Annotated in this window: 13 protein-coding genes and 1 pseudogene; 6 read left to right on the top strand and 8 right to left on the bottom strand. The window is 71.2% G+C overall.

What is annotated here, in order from left to right:
- The coding region (locus tag ACFW1A_RS27470) for a hypothetical protein (RefSeq protein ID WP_380413101.1) at nucleotides 1–715 on the top strand (715 nt) is incomplete at its 5' end.
- A gap of 383 nt (nucleotides 716–1,098) precedes the next feature.
- Here the strand turns inward: ACFW1A_RS27470 and ACFW1A_RS27475 are convergent.
- The 4 genes and pseudogenes from ACFW1A_RS27475 to ACFW1A_RS27490 form a co-directional block, all read right to left on the bottom strand.
- The gene (locus tag ACFW1A_RS27475) at nucleotides 1,099–1,536 is read right to left on the bottom strand and encodes a hypothetical protein (RefSeq protein ID WP_380413103.1); all 438 of its coding nucleotides are present in this window, start codon (nucleotides 1,534–1,536) and stop codon (nucleotides 1,099–1,101) included.
- Between the two features lie 349 nt (nucleotides 1,537–1,885).
- Nucleotides 1,886–2,539, bottom strand: a complete 654-nt coding sequence (locus ACFW1A_RS27480) for a class I SAM-dependent DNA methyltransferase (protein WP_380413106.1) — start codon at nucleotides 2,537–2,539, stop codon at nucleotides 1,886–1,888.
- Between the two features lie 229 nt (nucleotides 2,540–2,768).
- A complete protein-coding gene (locus ACFW1A_RS27485) occupies nucleotides 2,769–3,653 on the bottom strand; it encodes a tyrosinase family protein (protein WP_380413109.1) in 885 nt (294 codons plus the stop codon).
- 169 nt (nucleotides 3,654–3,822) lie between these two features.
- Nucleotides 3,823–4,409, bottom strand: a pseudogene (locus ACFW1A_RS27490) (DUF6368 family protein).
- A 635-nt stretch (nucleotides 4,410–5,044) separates the two neighbouring features.
- On the opposite strand from ACFW1A_RS27490, the gene ACFW1A_RS27495 reads away from it, so the two are divergent.
- The 3 genes from ACFW1A_RS27495 (at nucleotide 5,045) to lpdA (ending at nucleotide 8,442) form a co-directional block, all read left to right on the top strand.
- Nucleotides 5,045–5,797 (top strand): transglycosylase family protein, encoded by a 753-nt coding sequence (locus ACFW1A_RS27495; RefSeq protein ID WP_380413111.1) that lies wholly within the window; start codon nucleotides 5,045–5,047, stop codon nucleotides 5,795–5,797.
- Nucleotides 5,798–5,965: 168 nt separating this feature from the next.
- Nucleotides 5,966–6,943 carry an alpha/beta hydrolase gene (locus ACFW1A_RS27500; protein ID WP_380413113.1) on the top strand — a complete coding sequence of 326 codons (978 nt, stop codon included), beginning with the start codon at nucleotides 5,966–5,968 and terminating at the stop codon, nucleotides 6,941–6,943.
- Nucleotides 6,944–7,032: 89 nt separating this feature from the next.
- Nucleotides 7,033–8,442: a dihydrolipoyl dehydrogenase gene (gene lpdA / locus ACFW1A_RS27505; RefSeq protein ID WP_380413115.1), complete on the top strand. Its 1,410-nt coding sequence runs from the start codon at nucleotides 7,033–7,035 to the stop codon at nucleotides 8,440–8,442.
- Nucleotides 8,443–8,845: 403 nt separating this feature from the next.
- Here lpdA and ACFW1A_RS27510 read toward each other — a convergent pair whose 3' ends face one another.
- The 4 genes from ACFW1A_RS27510 to ACFW1A_RS27525 all read right to left on the bottom strand — a co-directional run bounded on the left by ACFW1A_RS27510 (nucleotide 8,846) and on the right by ACFW1A_RS27525 (nucleotide 14,907).
- Nucleotides 8,846–11,908, bottom strand: a complete 3,063-nt coding sequence (locus ACFW1A_RS27510) for an acyltransferase family protein (protein WP_380413117.1) — start codon at nucleotides 11,906–11,908, stop codon at nucleotides 8,846–8,848.
- A gap of 16 nt (nucleotides 11,909–11,924) precedes the next feature.
- Nucleotides 11,925–13,577 carry a glycosyltransferase family 2 protein gene (locus ACFW1A_RS27515; RefSeq protein WP_380413119.1) on the bottom strand — a complete coding sequence of 551 codons (1,653 nt, stop codon included), beginning with the start codon at nucleotides 13,575–13,577 and terminating at the stop codon, nucleotides 11,925–11,927.
- Nucleotides 13,578–13,792: 215 nt separating this feature from the next.
- The gene (locus tag ACFW1A_RS27520) at nucleotides 13,793–14,134 is read right to left on the bottom strand and encodes a rodlet layer protein (RefSeq protein ID WP_380413121.1); all 342 of its coding nucleotides are present in this window, start codon (nucleotides 14,132–14,134) and stop codon (nucleotides 13,793–13,795) included.
- A gap of 119 nt (nucleotides 14,135–14,253) precedes the next feature.
- Nucleotides 14,254–14,907 carry a TetR family transcriptional regulator gene (locus tag ACFW1A_RS27525; protein ID WP_380413124.1) on the bottom strand — a complete coding sequence of 218 codons (654 nt, stop codon included), beginning with the start codon at nucleotides 14,905–14,907 and terminating at the stop codon, nucleotides 14,254–14,256.
- An 86-nt stretch (nucleotides 14,908–14,993) separates the two neighbouring features.
- Here ACFW1A_RS27525 and ACFW1A_RS27530 point away from each other — a divergent pair, with 86 nt between their 5' ends.
- Both ACFW1A_RS27530 and ACFW1A_RS27535 read left to right on the top strand, forming a co-directional pair.
- Complete coding sequence (locus ACFW1A_RS27530; protein WP_380413128.1) at nucleotides 14,994–15,149, top strand: hypothetical protein; 156 nt, start codon at nucleotides 14,994–14,996, stop codon at nucleotides 15,147–15,149.
- Nucleotides 15,150–15,175: 26 nt separating this feature from the next.
- A complete protein-coding gene (locus ACFW1A_RS27535; protein WP_380413130.1) occupies nucleotides 15,176–15,481 on the top strand; it encodes a DUF4190 domain-containing protein in 306 nt (101 codons plus the stop codon).
- The last annotated feature ends 23 nt before the right edge of the window (nucleotides 15,482–15,504 follow it).

The following is a 15,504-nucleotide window of genomic DNA, read 5'->3' on the forward strand; positions in this document are numbered from 1 at the left end:
CGACACCACCACCCACCACCCCCAAAACGTCAACGCATCGCACCGCAGGCACTACGCAACGCCACAATCCGCCCGCCCCGTGGCCCCCACCACACGCCAACACCCACCACACCGCGCCATGGAACGTGCCGCATACGGTCAGCACATGCAGGAACTACAGGACCAGGGACAGAGCAACAGCGAGACGGGCCGCGGACAGACCGACCCGACAGCCGACGACACCGACTCAGGTGCCGAGACCAGAGCGGTGATGTTCGTCTGTGCCACGTGCGGCGCCCCGGTGACGGGACCGGTCACGCGGCTCCCGGCAGTACCGGAGGCGCCGTACTACGCATGGTGGGACGCCGACGTACCCGGTCCGTCGCCGGCAACCGTGCCATCGGGGCACTACGCGATCGAGACGGAGCCGTACGGCGCACCCCTGGTAGCCACCGACATACACGGGCCGGTCATGCCGCGTCACGGCAGTCACTACAACGCAGACGGCAAGCCGTTGATGTCGCTGGGCCCCAGGGGCAACATCGTCGTCAACCCGGACGACGCGCGCGGGCTGTCACTGCGGCACGTTTCCGCCGCCTGCTGCGGAGCGACCCCGTACGGCGGCATGAACCAACTGTGTGTCTGCGGGACCCTCGTAGCCACCCTTTCCTCCGACTGCTGCCTGCCGTACGAACTCCACCTGTCGGCGACCCAAGTCCACGCTGTTCACGTCTGACTGGCGCTCTTGAACCGGCGAGCGACGTGGACAGGAACTACGGCAGCCGCGCCGCCAGCCACCGGCGTCACGCCGCGAGGGAGCTCGTAGAGGGCGTCGGCCTCCCCTGGAGGGAGTCGGCGAAGCCGTTGGACCGCCCGTTCCGGTGCCGCTTCAGGGTGAGGGGAAAGTCGTGTGGGCCGACGTTTGCGGGGAAGGGAGATCCTGCTCGGGCTGCCCGGGCACGGGGCGGCCACACCTGACCGTCCGACGATTCAGTCGCCATCGCGATGATCGACCGCCAGGCCCACCGCAGCGAGGGCTCACCCTCACCGGCGGCTCCTACCGAACCCGGGCCTGCCTCGAGCTGCCGGCGGATGACCGCTCCCCGCAGGAGTGACCCGTCACAGCGTCCACCAGCAATACAGCCGCAGGTCGGCGAAGCGAGCACGCTTGGCCAGGCCGACCAGTGCCTCCACGATCACCGTTGCTGTCGCGGTATCGAGTCCGACCACCCCGCCGCCCGAAGTCCACGCCTCGGCCGCGGCCACGATGCTGTCCCGGCTGGCAGAGGCCAGTACATCGAACAGCGTGTCCGACACGGTCAGCACGAACGGACTGTCCACGTCCTCGGACGACAGCAACTGGCCCACCCCCGGCCGCTGGCAGGCCTCTTCATAGCTGCAGTTCGTCATGACCGCCTCGAGCTGGGCGATGGCGTCGACCGGATCGATGTCCTTGAGGAAGATCACGTCCAGCCCGACAAAGGACGGGCCTCCGGCCTCGATCACGGCCAGGGCGGCGAGGTCGTCGAAGGCGAAGAAGTAATCAGCGTCTGGCACGCCCGGATTCTGGCATCCACCAGCGACATTTCCGGAGACAGCCCTGCGCCCAAGCCAAGATCGAGCCCATCGACGGGCCACGAACGGAGCCACCCGAACCGATCGGGCTCGACGTGAACTTGGCACGCTTGGACCAGGTCGTCCTGACTCTCACCGAGGAGGACGGGCGGAGGAATCCGCTCACTTCTGATCAACGTGCGCGTCGCCTCGACGTACGGTTCATTGAGGGCCGGGGCCGGAGCGTCGGTGGCTTGTGATCGCTGGCCCGGGTCGCCTCCCTGACAAGTCGCGGCCAGGGGCTCGCACCTGGTTATGCCGGTGATCTGCAAGAACGAGTCGAGCTACGGCCCTACTGGGTATCGGACTGGCGGCGCGCGAAGAGAATGGCTCCGAGCGGGCTCTCAGCTGAGCTGAGCGTCATCTGCGCCTCGACCGCGAAGCCGGCATCGTCGAGCCAGGCGGCCACGTGGCCAGGCTGGCGGCGATGGACGTAGGTCTTCATCGGGTGGCCGCCGTAGCCCTCCGTCTTCAGCCGCGACTCATCACCGACGTGGAAGCTGAGTAGCAGCGGACCACCGGGCCGCAACACTCGCCGGAAGTGCGCGAAGACCGAGCCGATCTCGTCGTCAGGGACATGTATCAGCGAGTACCAGGCGACCAGGCCCGCCATCGAGGCGTCGGGGAGGTCAAGGTCCGTCATGGAACCGACCTCGAACCGTAGGCCGGGATGATCACGCCGAGCCACCTCGATCATCGCGGGCGACAGATCAATCCCGAACGTGTCCATGCCCAGGTCGCGCAGGTAGGCCGCAATCCTCCCCGACCCGCATCCCACGTCCGCGACTGGCCCCCTGCCGGTGGTCTGCACAAGCTCGGCGAACAGCGTCAGGGCCGTGCGTTCGTAGGGCGTTTGGTCCAGGAGGTCGCGCACTTGGTCCGCATAGCTGGTGGCGACGGTGTCGTAGGACGTCCGGGTGTCTGCCAACCAGCCTTCAGTGTTCATAGCCAGACACCGTAGTTCAGTGACCGGGGCGTGCCCGCCGCAGCCACGGTCCACGCTCGGCCGGCTCCGGCAGGGACGCATGTTTCAGGGCTGTCGGGTCGTCACTTCGGTGCGAACAGTCTGGAGCCTCGGGCAGCGTCGGAGAGGAGCCAACGCAGAATTGCAGAGGTCTCGATGCCGTCATGAGCTCCGGGACTTGCGACGGTGTCGTCTGGGCGAATGGTGTCGTCTACGCGGCGCCGGACCAGCGGGGGTAGGCATAGCTGTAGCGGATGCTGCGGGTGTCGAAAGTGTCGGAGACACGCACGTTGAACGGAAGCAGGTTGTCGCTGGGGCTCACCCCGTTGCCGCCATCGTAGGTGTGGGCGAGCGCAGGGTTGCGGGCCTGCCATTCGGCCCACAGGAGGTCCATGAACGCGATGTGCGACCAGTAGAGCGGGTCGTTGGGCGAGTACATGTACGACATGTCGCCGTGCAGGCCGCCGATCGCAGTGTGAAAGCTGCTGCTGACCTGTCCTTCGACGGCCTGGCGCAGGTGGTCGTAGCTCGCGGAGTGGGTCAGGACGGACTCGACCGTTTTGCTGCTGCAGAGGGGGCCGATGCTGGGATCGGTGGTCCTGATGAGGCAGTGCTCGGTTGGTACGGTGGCCTGCCAGTTCGCGAACTGCCCGGTAGTCACGCAGCCGGTCTTCGGGGCGCCCTTTCCGCCGAACATGGAGTTGCCGAGTACGACGGAGTCCTGGGGCGCTGCGGCATCACGAGTCCAGTCCCAGTAGGGCACTGTTACCTGGGGGTTGATGAGGTGCAGCTCCTGCTGGAAGCGGTGCAGGTACTCGCGGTGCCATGGGAAGTAGGCCGGCACCCCGTGCCCTCGCGTGACGTTGTTGTACTGCTCGAGCACCAGCCGGCTGTATCGGTCGTCGCTCGCGCGGTGCAGGGCCTTGACCGCGTTGACGTACGCGTCCCACTCGATTGCCTTCAACGTTTTGACCTCCGGGCGGATGCGCACCGTCACGGCCGCGCTCGCCGGGTTGGGGGCCCGGAACGCCGCCGCAACGGCGACCCCTGCGCCCGCCCAAGCAAAGAACCGTCGGCGACTGACCTCCGCCACCATGCCTGCTCCTCCTCAAGTGCTGCACACGCGTCACCGGCATAACGACGCCCACACACCGAGGCAACGAAGATCAATCCAACCGTCCTCATCGAACACGGCACTCTTGGACGTGCTGCTCAGAGATCCGGGTCGGCGGGCGTCCCCGATGTGGCCTCCGCGTTCGGGGCGGCTACTTGACCAGGTGGAAGTCAGGATGCCGAAGCCAGGCCGCCAGGAACTCCACGTCGCCCACGTGCCGGAACCAGCGGCCAGCGCCGCCTGTGTCGTAGGAGACCTCCGCGATCTTCCCCGGTAGGGAGGCCACCAATGCCCTGGCCCTGGCGAGGTCCGCCTCGTCGCGCGTCTCATCGCGCGGGACTGGGTAACCGAGGACGCCGTCGAAGTCGACCAGCGCGCCGAGACCGCGCGCCAAGGCGAGGGTCAGGTGGCCGAGCAGCCGGCGCAGAGGAGCAACCCCTGCACCGGCGGCGGCGAGAAGGCCGAGTAGTCCTCGTCGTCCGTCGGCATGTAGTCGTCCTCCGACAAGAAGAAGCCGCCTACGCCGATCGGATCGAAGTCCTGCAGCCCCAAGGACGAAGCGTCTCGCACCCAGAAGGCCAGATCGCCACTGGCCTCGGTCTCGACCGGCTCGCAGAAGGTCTCCAACCACGGGACCACTCCGGCCAGGATGTCCTCGAAGGCGCAAGGTTCGAAGAGCCACAGCCCGACTGCGGGTCCCGACACGATGCCTCCGAAACGCGTGGTCCGCCGCCACATCCGACCCCGGTTCTACCAGCTTCTGGAGGCACACACGTGATCCCTGCTTGAACCGCTGGCGGTTGCCGGGCCGAGCCCTCTGGCGGAGAGGCCTTCCCGCCGGGCTGACGGCGGTCAACGCTTGACGGCGCCGGCAATCAGGATGGACGGGTGTCAGGACCTCGCACCGCCGCGGTGGGTGTTGGTGTGTGGTGGGGGCCACGGGGTGGGCGGATTGTGGCGTTGCGTAGTGCCTGCGGTGCGATGCGTTGACGTTTTGGGGGTGGTGGGTGGTGGTGTCGGTCACAGCGGGGGTGGTGCGCGGTGTCAGGGATGCGCATTTTTCGCTGGTCCAGACCATTTCGGTGGGTCGGGTTTCCGTGGGTAACGGGGGTTGACCTGGGCGGATCCCGAAATGGTTGATACCGGGCAGGGGGGTCCGTACGTTCGGTGTCAGCGCAGCAAGCGCAACCCGGGACCGCCCGGGGAACACGCCACCGCTCAGGCGGGGTGCGGGTTCCCTGCGGCTGGCCGGGACGGTACGGCAGGCGTTGGACGCGCCGCCGTCCGTCCGCAGGACGCGGACCGTGAACCAGCAGCCCCTCTGGGGGGTGTGGTTCCGTGCGCCCACCGGGACCTTGTCGAGAGGGATCACTTTGACTTTCCGCAACGAGACCACCGCCACCACTGCCGCCGCCACCACTGCGCCGAAGCGCAACCGGGTCCGGATGGCTGTCATGGGCGGCGCGATGCTGGCCCTTCCGGTGGCGGGCCTCGTCGCGGCGAACTCGGCCTCGGCCGCCCCGGCCTCGACGTGGGACGCGGTCGCGCAGTGCGAGAGCACCGGCAACTGGAGCATCGACTCCGGCAACGGCTTCTACGGCGGTCTGCAGTTCACCTCCTCCACCTGGGCCGCCTACGGCGGCACCCAGTACGCGGCGCAGGCGAACCTGGCCACCAAGGCCCAGCAGATCGCGATCGCCGAGAAGGTCCTGGCCGACCAGGGTCCCGGCGCCTGGCCGGTCTGCTCGGTCAAGGCCGGCCTGACCGCCGGCGGCGCCCCCGCCCAGGTCGACACCACCAGCACCACCACCAGCACTGCCAGCACGACCAAGGATCAGGCCGCCCCGGTCCAGCAGACCGCCGCCCCGGTGCAGCAGCAGGCCCCGGCGGCCAAGCAGGCCGACCAGCCCGCCCCGCAGCAGCAGCACCAGGCCGACCGCAAGACCTACAAGGTCGTCACCAGCACCAACACCGGCACGGGCAGCTACACCGTCAAGAGCGGCGACACCCTCAGCGCCATCGCCGCCGCCCACCACACCACCGTGGACGCCCTCTACAGCAAGAACGTCAAGACCGTCGGCAGCAACCCCGACGTCATCTTCCCGGGCCAGGTCCTCAGCATCTGAGAGCGCTGACCCCGCTGACCCAGGGTCACCCAACCCGACGCCCCCTCCCCGCCACCACGGCGGGAAGGGGGCGCCGGGCATTCCGCATTCCGGGCCCCTTGCTGACCCCGTGGCGCCCGGGAGAGGCTGGGCCCGTACGCGCGGGTAACAACAGTCCGAGGAGGGGCCGTGACCGACCAGGTCAAGCACGGATTCGTCGAGGTCAACGGGGTGCGCCTGCACATTGCCGAGCAGGGAGAGGGGCCGCTGGTGCTGCTCCTGCACGGGTTCCCGGAGAGCTGGTACTCGTGGCGCCACCAGTTCGGGCCGCTCGCCGACGCCGGCTACCGGGTGGTGGCCCCCGACCAGCGCGGTTACGGGCGCAGCGACCGCCCCGAGGCGGTCGAGTCGTACACCCTGCCGCACCTGGTGGGCGACGTGGTCGCGCTGATCCGCGCACTCGGCGCCGAGGACGCGGTGCTGGTCGGCCACGACATGGGCGGCCCGGTGGCCTGGCTCACCGCTGTCATGCGTCCGGACCTGGTCCGTGGGGTGGCGGGCCTGAGCACCCCGCCCGCGATCCCGGCCGGCCTGTCGCCGACCGCGCTCAGCCGGGAGACCTACGGCGACGGCTTCTACCAGCTCTACTTCCAGCAGCCCGGCCGGGCCGACGCCGAGTTGGCGGCCGATCCGGCGGCCAGCCTGCGGTCGATCCTGGCCGGCGGCTCGGGCGACCGGCCCGGCGAGCCCCGGCCCTGGGTGATCCCCGACGGCGCCAGCCTGCTCGACCTGCTCGGACGCCCCCGCGAGCTGCCCGGCTGGCTGACCGAGGAGGACCTCGCGGTCTTCGTCGAGGACTACTCGGTGCACGGTGCGCACGCGTTCACCGGCCCGCTGAACTGGTACCGCAACATCGACCGCAACCACGAGCTGCTCGCCGCGCTCCGCGGCCTGGGCGTCCCGGTCCCCGCCCTCTACATCGTGGGCGAGCGCGACATGGTCACCACGCTGCGCGGGGTGGACCGGCTGCGGGCCGCCCTGCCGCAGATCGCCCCGGCCCTGCACGCCCAGCTCACCCTGCCCGGGTGCGGCCACTGGACCCAGCAGGAGCGTCCTGCCGAGGTCAACGAGGCGCTGCTCGACTTCCTCGCGCACCTGGGGAAGTAACCCGCTCGATCGGCCCGGGAAGAACCAGGGCCCTCCGGGGTAATACAGTCGTCGCGGCACTGTCATCACCGTTACCCGGAACGAGGATCATGAGCAGCACGCACTACGACGTCGTTGTCCTGGGAGCCGGCCCCGGCGGCTACACCGCCGCGGTCCGCTCCGCGCAGCTCGGGCTGAAGGCCGCGGTGATCGAGGAGAAGTACTGGGGCGGGGTCTGCCTGAACGTCGGCTGCATCCCCTCCAAGGCGCTGCTGCGCAACGCCGAGCTGGCGACCATCTTCACCCGCGAGGCCAAGACCTTCGGCATCAAGGTCGAGGGCCAGGTGACCTTCGACTACAACGAGGCCTACCTGCGCAGCCGCAAGGTGGCGGACGGCCGGGTGGCCGGCATCCACTACCTGATGAAGAAGAACGGCATCGACGAGTACAACGGCCGCGGCACCTTCGTCGACGACCACACCCTGCAGGTCGCGCTGACCGCGGGCGGGTACGCCACCGTCACCTTCGACCACTGCATCATCGCGGCCGGCGCCACCACCCGCCTGCTGCCCGGCACCTCGCTCAGCGACCGGGTGGTGACCTACGAGGAGCAGATCCTCAGCAGCACCCTGCCGGAGAGCATCATCATCGCCGGCGCCGGCGCGATCGGCGTCGAGTTCGCCTACGTGCTGAACAGCTACGGGGTCAAGGTCACCATCGTCGAGTTCCTCGACCGCGTGGTCCCGCTGGAGGACGTGGACGTCTCCACCGAGCTGGGCAAGCAGTACAAGAAGCTCGGCATCGAGATCCTCACCTCCACCCGGGTGGACGCGATCGACGACAGCGACCCGAACGCCAAGGTCCGGGTGACCGTGACCAAGGACGGCCAGCAGCAGGTGCTGGAGGCCGACAAGGTGCTGCAGGCGATCGGGTTCGCGCCGCGGGTCGACGGCTACGGCCTGGAGGCCACCGGCGTGGCGCTGACCGAGCGCCGGGCGATCGCGGTGGACGGTCGCGGCCGCACGAACGTGCCGCACATCTTCGCGATCGGCGACGTGACCGCCAAGCTGATGCTGGCCCACGCGGCCGAGGCGATGGCCGTGATCGCGGCCGAGACCATCGGCGGCGCGGAGACCATGGAGGTCGACTTCGCCATGGTGCCGCGTGCCACCTACTGCCAGCCGCAGGTGGCCAGCTTCGGCTACACCGAGGCGCAGGCCCGCGACCTGGGCTACGACGTCAAGGTCGCCAAGTTCCCGTTCACCGCCAACGGCAAGGCGCACGGCCTCGGCCACCCCGGCGGCTTCGTCAAGGTGATCTGCGACAACACCCACGGCGAGCTGCTGGGCGCGCACCTGATCGGCCCCGAGGTCACCGAGCTGCTGCCGGAGCTGACGCTGGCCCAGCAGTGGGACCTGACGGTGCACGAGGTGGCGCGCAACGTCCACGCGCACCCGACCCTGGGCGAGGCGGTCAAGGAGGCCATCCACGGCCTGGCCGGACACATGATCAACTTCTGATCGACCGTCGGGGGGCCCGCCGGCGGGGGGCGGGGGCCCCCCGGGGGCGGGCGGACCCAAAACACAGAAGGACCCCCGGCGCGGCGCCCGCGTCTGGGGCCGCGGCCCCCCGACGTGTGCCTGACGACGCATGACAGCTGACGGACGCCGGTCGTGCGCTGTCCGTCAATGGACGGGGCATTCGGGGCAGCCGGGGCGGGCAGGGACGGACGGGAACGTCGGGGCGGTGACGTTGCCGCGGAGCCAGTCGGTGAGCCATTCCGCCAGGGTGATGCCCGGGCGCGGACGGGCGCCCGTGTCCGCGCCCGTGTCCGCAACCACGGACGCGGATGCGGATGCGGACACGGAACGTACCGGGCGCGGACGGGGCGGGCCGCCACTGCGGCGGGCCGCCCCGTCCCCGTCACTGCTTGCTGCTCACCGAGACCCACTGGACCCGCATCGCGTGGCCGGGTTCCGTCGCGGCGGTGACCGTGCCGCCGAAGGCGGTGGGGAGGCCGCCGCCCACGGCCAGGTCCAGGATCAGGAACATCCCGTGGTGCACCGCCCGGTCCCAGGCGGCGGGGTCGACCTGGTCGGCCGTCACCCGGTGGTACTCGGTGCCGTCCAGGTACCAGCGCACCTGCTCGGGGCTGGTGGAGCGGTCCACCTCCACGCTGTAGGTGTGGAAGCCGTCCCGGCAGCCCGGGCACGGGTGCTCGCCCGAGCCCAGCCCCTGCGGCTCGTGGCAGGGTCCGCCCTCGGCGGTGCCGCAGTGCATGGTGCCGAAGACCGAGTCGCGGCCGTTGACCGACTCCAGCACGTCCAGCTCGCCGATCCCGGGCCAGCCGGTGTACCCGTCGCGCAGGCCCGCGCCCAGGGTCCAGAAGGCCGGCCAGTAGCCGCCCGCCGCCGCGCCGGAGACCTGCGGCAGCTGGATCGAGGCGGAGATCCGCAGGGTCCCGCCGGCGGGCGCGGTGAAGTCGGCGCGCCGCGACTCCAGGCGGCCCGAGCTCCAGTGGCCGTCGGCGTCCCGGGTGGGCCGGATCTCCAGCGCGCCCTGGCCGTCCAGTCGGACGTTCTCGGTGGAGTCGGTCATGGTCTCCAGCTCGCCGGTGCCCCACTGCGGGGCCGGGCAGCCGGGGTAGCAGGTGCCCAGGTCGTAGCTCCACAGGCTGCCGTCGGGACGGCTGCCGGCCGGGCCGGCGAACTGGTCGTGCAGCAGCTCGGTCCAGCCGTCCGCGCCGGGTGTGCCGCCCCCACTGGACGTGCCGGGCGCGCCGGGTCCACCGGATGCGGTGGCGCCCTGCTGGGGCGGAACCAGCCCGGCCTGCACCAACAGCCGTTCCAGGCGCGGGGTGAGCACCACGGCGGCCACGTTGGTCAGGTGCGCGTCGTCCCGGTAGAGCAGGATCTTCTCCAGTGAGGCCGGGCAACTGCTCCCGGTCTGCGGGCAGAGCACAGAGTTGACCTCCACCGCGTGCACCCCTGGCTCGCGGCCGGCCGCGACGGCCTCGGCCAGCGGATCGGGCCAGAACGCCTTGGCGCGGGGGAAGTCGCACGGCGAGGTGTCCACGGGATGTCCGGAGACGCAGGCCGGCACGTCGCTGCCGGGGATCGGGGTGTCGGTCAGGTAGACGATGGGAACGCCGAGCTCGCGCAGCGGCGCGAGGGTCTGCTCCCAGGCCCGGGCCAGCAGGTCCCGGTCATCGGTGTAGCGGTTGAGCGCGGCCACCATGATCAGCTTCGGCCTGGCCTCGCCCGCCAGCCGCTGCAGGGTGTTCGCCCGCCAGCTGTCGCACTCGTGGTACTCGCGGCCCAACTGCGGGTTGACCACGGTCAGCTGCGGCAGCGGGCAGCCCTGCTTGACCAACTCCTCCAGGCCCCAGTGCCGTTCGGCGGCGATCGCGAGCGCGGCGGAGAACCACTGGCCCGCGTGCGAGTCGCCGAGCAGCACGATCCGGTCGGTGGCGGCGGTGTCGCCGAACAGGCAGGGCCCACTGCTGGTCGCGGTCGGGGGCACCTCGCAGGCGCCGTCCGGCGGGAAGTCCTTGCGGGCCTGCGCCGGATCGGGCACCAGTGCGGCCGACTGGCGGGGCAGCGCGGCGGGCATCAGCAGCGAGGTGCCCTCCGGCGCCCCCGGCGGCAGCCCGGCCAGGTTGACCGGCGCGCCCGGGCCGAGCAGGCGCAGCGTGCCGGTGCCCACCACCAGCGCCAGGACCACCGGGAAGATCACCGCGCTGAGCCCCAGCGAGAGCCCGCGCCGGGGCAGTTCGGTGACCACCCGGTTGCTGCGCAGCGGGCGCTCCACCCAGCGCATGGTGGCCAGCGCCGGCAGTGCGGCCAGCGCGGTGAGTGCCGCCTTGGCCGGCCAGCCGAGCGGGCCGAGCCTGGCCTCGGTCATGACCAGGACCGGCCAGTGCCACAGGTAGAGGGTGTAGGAGAGTCGGCCCAGCGCGCGCGGCGCCGGCAGCGCCAGCAGCCGGCCCGGCCCGGGGACGGACACGGCGGCGGGGGCGGGCACGGCGGTGGAGGTGGGCACGTGGCCGGGCACGGCGGCGGAGGAGGCGGGGACCGGGGCGTCGGATGCTTCGCCCCGACCGCCGATCCCGGCCAGGATCACCGCGGCGCTGCCCAGGGTCGGCAGCAGCGCCGCCCAACCGGGGTACGGGGTGCGGGCCGTGAAGACCACCACCGACCAGGCGACGGCCGCCGCCCCGGCCCAGCCGACCAGCGCGCGCAGCGCCCGGGGCGCGGGCAGCCGGTGCCAGGGCAGCAGGGCCAGCACCGCGCCCACCCCGAACTGCCAGACCCGCGACGGCGAGCCCAGGTAGGCCAGCGAGACCGATCCGTGCGTCCAGCGCAGCGACAGGGCGAAGGTGGCGGCGCTCGCCGCGACGGTCAGCGTCAGCGCCGAGGCCCGGAACCGGCGGTGCGCCAGCCACACCAGCAGGGCCAGCAGCGGCGCCCAGACCAGGTAGAACTGCTCCTCCACCGCCAGCGACCAGAAGTGCAGCAGCGGGCTCGGGTCCCGTCCGGCCGCCAGGTAGTCGGTCTGCTGGGCGACGAAGCGCCAGTTGGCCAGCGACAGGGCCGACGCCAGCACGTCGTACTCCAGGTCGGTGCGCCGCAGCGGCGCGGCGAGCCAGGCCCCGGCCAGTGCGACCGCCGTGAGCACCACGGCGGCCGAGGGGAGCAGCCGGCGGGCCCGGCGGGAGTAGAACTCGGCCAACCGGATCCGCCCGGTGGCCGTGGCCTCGCGCAGCAGCTGACCGGTGATCAGGTAGCCGGAGATGACGAAGAAGACGTCCACCCCGACGAAGCCGCCGGCCAGGTGCGGGATCCCGGCGTGGAAGGCGAGCACGGCCAGCAGCGCCACCGCGCGCAGGCCCTCGATGTCCGGCCGGAAGCCGGGGTGGCCGCCCGCGGTCGGGCGGTCGCGGAGCGTGGGCAGGTCCGGGCGTGCCGGACGGGTGAGGACAGACATGGGAGGTGACGACCTTTCAGCCGAGCCAGGGCAGCATCGGGGCCACCCAGCCGGAGGCGAGCAGCGCGGTCAGGGCCAGGCCGGTGGTGATCGCCAGCCCTTCGGGCCAACGCCGGGGCAGCAGTGCGGACCTGGCGGCGCGCGGGGCGCCCGAGCGCAGTTCGGCGAACAGGTCGCGGACCAGCGGCAGGCCGATCTGCAGCTGCACCGCCAGGTAGCAGAGCATGCCCCAGTTGGGCGCCAGGCCCTGGGTGGCCAGGTCGTAGCCGAGCCCGCCCGCGGCGGCCGTCAGCGAGAGCAGCAGCCAGCCGAGCGAGATCTGCACCACCCGGCGGGCCATTCCGCCGGGCCTGGCCCGGCCCGCGCCGGTGGGCACCCAGGCGGCGCTGCGGCCGCGCAGGGTGTGCACGAAGGCGGTGGCGGAGGCCACCGACATCAGCACGTTGGCCCGGATCACCTCGATCCGCCAGCGGGTGCGGCTGACCCGGGGCAGCAGCACGTGCCAGAGCCAGAGCGGGGCGAGCAGCGGCAGCACGTGCCAGGGCCGGATCTGGCTGGGGTAGCCGTACATCATCACCAGCGGCGGCAGCGGCGCGCAGAACAGGTTCACCGCCATGGTGAGGTAGCCGACGATGCCCTCGTAGAAGCAGAGCCGCATCCGCCAGGGCGCCCGCATCCGCTTCAGGTCCCGGCCGGTGAGCAGGTGCAGGTTGCCCATGGCCCAGCGGTACTGCTGGTTGACGAACGAGGCCAGGCTGTCCGGCGAGGTGCCCTTGGCCACCAGCACCGGCACGTAGAGGGTGCGGAACCCCCGCTCGTACAGCGCGAGTCCGGTGTACATGTCCTCGCTGTGCGCCAGCTTGGCGAAGCCGCCGGCGGCCTCGATCGCGGTGCGCCGGTAGACGGCGTTGCTGCCGCAGCAGATGGCCGCGTCGCTGGCGTCGCGGGAGGGCTGGATCCAGCGGAAGAACCACTCCTGGGCGGCGCCGGCGGCCCGTTCGATCCAGCTCATCGTGGCGTCGGTGTCGAAGCACTGCGGGCTCTGCACGATGCCGATCCCCGGGTCCGCGAAGTACGGCACCAGGTGGCGCAGGAAGTCCGCCCGCGGGGCGAAGTCGGCGTCCAGGATGGCGATGAACTCGCCGTCGCCGAGCGGCAGTGCGTGGTTGAGGTTGCCGGCCTTCTTCAGGTGCCCGCGGTCCGGGCGGACCACGTAGCGGAAGGCGAACCGGTCGGCCAGCGCGGCGACTTCGGCGCGGTCGGCGTCGTCCAGCACCCAGACGGTCAGCTCGCCGGGCCAGTCGACGGCGGCCACCGCCCGGTAGGCGTTGGCCAGCACGTCCAGCGGTTCGCCGCAGGTGGGCAGGTAGAGGTCGACGCCCGGTGCGGTGGCCGGCTGCCAGGCCCGGACCAGCACCTCGTGCGACTGCCGGGTGAGCCGGCGGCCGCGCAGGCTGTTGAGCGAGGAGAGTGCCAGTGCCAGCACGTTGAGTGCCAGCACGGCGAGGAAGGCCCAGAGCGCCGGAGTGCGCAGGGCGAAGGTGAACATGGTGCCCGCGGTCAGCACGAAGGCGGCTGACGAGCAGAGCAGGACCCACCGGCGTTGCGGGCCGAAGTACCAGTAGAGCTCCTGGTCGTTCGGTGGTGCCGGAAGGTGATGGACAGTCATATGGCCCCCACAGCCGTGTCGAACAGCTTCCGGGGGACAGCCTACCTGATTGGTATAGACCAATCGTGAAGGGGTGGTGGATCAAGGTGAACGGCAGGTCAACGGAGGATCCGAAACGCCGTCAGGGGCACGATCCTTCCGGATCGTGCCCCTGACAAGGCGTTTTGTGCGACGCCCGGATCGGCCGGAGCTCGGGTCGGCCGACGCGGCGGGTGTCAGCCGATCGCGTGCGAGAGCAGCGCGCCGTCACCGTTCGCCTGGGTGGTCTGGCCCACGTTGCAGATCTGGTGCAGCTGCTGGTTGCCGATCGGCACGTCCACCTGGACCGGGATCGCACCGACCTGGACGTGGTGCACCTCGGGCAGGCACAGGTTCAGGTTGTCCGCGGCGTGGTAGTTGGGGCTGTGGCTCCCGAAGGTGCCGGTGTTGTTGGTGCCGCCGTCGCCGGAGACCGAGGCCGCCGAACCGTCGGCGTCGCCGATGGCGAAGGCGGGGGAGGCGATCGCGGCCATCGAGGCGACAGCGAGGCCGGCGCCGGCCAGGGCCTTCTTGAGCATTGGGTGTTCCTCTCAACTGGACCGGCGGGCGGGCCGTTGGCGGGCCGCCGCGCCGGCGTTCGTTCCGACGCCGCGTTCAACGCCCGGCCCGCGGGAAGGTCACTGGTGTCCCGCGGCTGTCACCCGTTCGCGGTCGACCAGTGCCGCCGGCCGATGCTGATCAGCCGCAGCTGGTCCCGGGCCCGGGCCGCGATCCGCTGCTCGGCGGCGCGCGAGCCGACCGGTGCCTCCAGGAAGGCGGCGGCGGTGCCGACCGTCTGCTCCACGTACAGACCCGCCAGCATCAGCAGGTCGCCCCGGCTCCACCCGGCGCTCTCGGGCTGCAGGGCCAGCGCGGCGGCGGTCTCCTCGGTGAAGGCGGTGAACTCGGCGGCGATCGCCTCGCGCACCGGCTGCACCCCGCCGTGCCGCTCCCGGGCCAGGAAGCGGATGTGCGCGCGGTGCTCGCGGACGTGACGGGCGATCACCGCGACCGTGCGCTCGATCAGCTGCTCCGGCTCGCCCTGCTCGGCCATGATCTTCTCGATCATCAGGTGCAGGCTGCGCAGCGACTCGGTGACCAGGGTCACGCCGAGCTCGTCCAGGTCGCGGAAGTGGCGGTAGAAGCCGGCGGGGGACAGGCCGGCCTCGCGGGTGACCTCGCGCACGCCCAGGCTGCTGAGGTTCTGGTGCTCCAGCAGCGTCAGTGCCGCGTCCAGCAGGGCCCGTCGGCTCTGCTCCTTCTGCGCGGCGCGGGTGCCGGTCGCCGGGTGGGGGGTGGGGGTGTGACTCACGTCATTCAGTAAACAACTGTTTGCCGACTTTGGCGAGCGTATGCTGGAGAAGTCGGCGAACAGTTGTTAGCTGAAAGGGTCCGACCATGTTCTTCGTCGCGGTACTCGCACTGATGGGCGTGCTCCTGGGAGCCGCCGCCCACACCTCGCTCTCCGGCTTCCTGCTGGCGGCCGCGCTGATCGCCGGCTGGCTGGCGCTGTTCGGCGCCCGCGAGGGCGTCTCCTACCTGCGCCGGCGCTGACCACCGAGATGACCGGGGAGGATCCGATGAACGCACAGCTGAACGTACGGATGGACGCACCGCTGACCGCCCGGCCGACGGCCGGGAGCGCGGTGCGGGGCCGGGAGGCCGACGGGATGGCTGTCGCCTCCTTCGTCCTGGGCCTGATCGGCCTGCTGCTCTTCAACGTGGTGCTCGGGCCGCTCGCGCTGGTGCTCGGCGCGCTGGCGCTGGTGCGCGGCACCGCCCGGCGCGGCCGCGCGCTGCTCGGCCTGGCGCTGGGCGCGGCCGACCTGGTGGTGCTCGCGGTGACCATCGCGCACAGCCACGGGGTGCTCTGGCAGATCGGCTGACCGATCGGCGCGAGGGCGGGTGG

This window comes from Kitasatospora sp. NPDC058965 (assembly GCF_042741245.1).
Taxonomy (GTDB): Bacteria; Actinomycetota; Actinomycetes; order Streptomycetales; family Streptomycetaceae; genus Kitasatospora.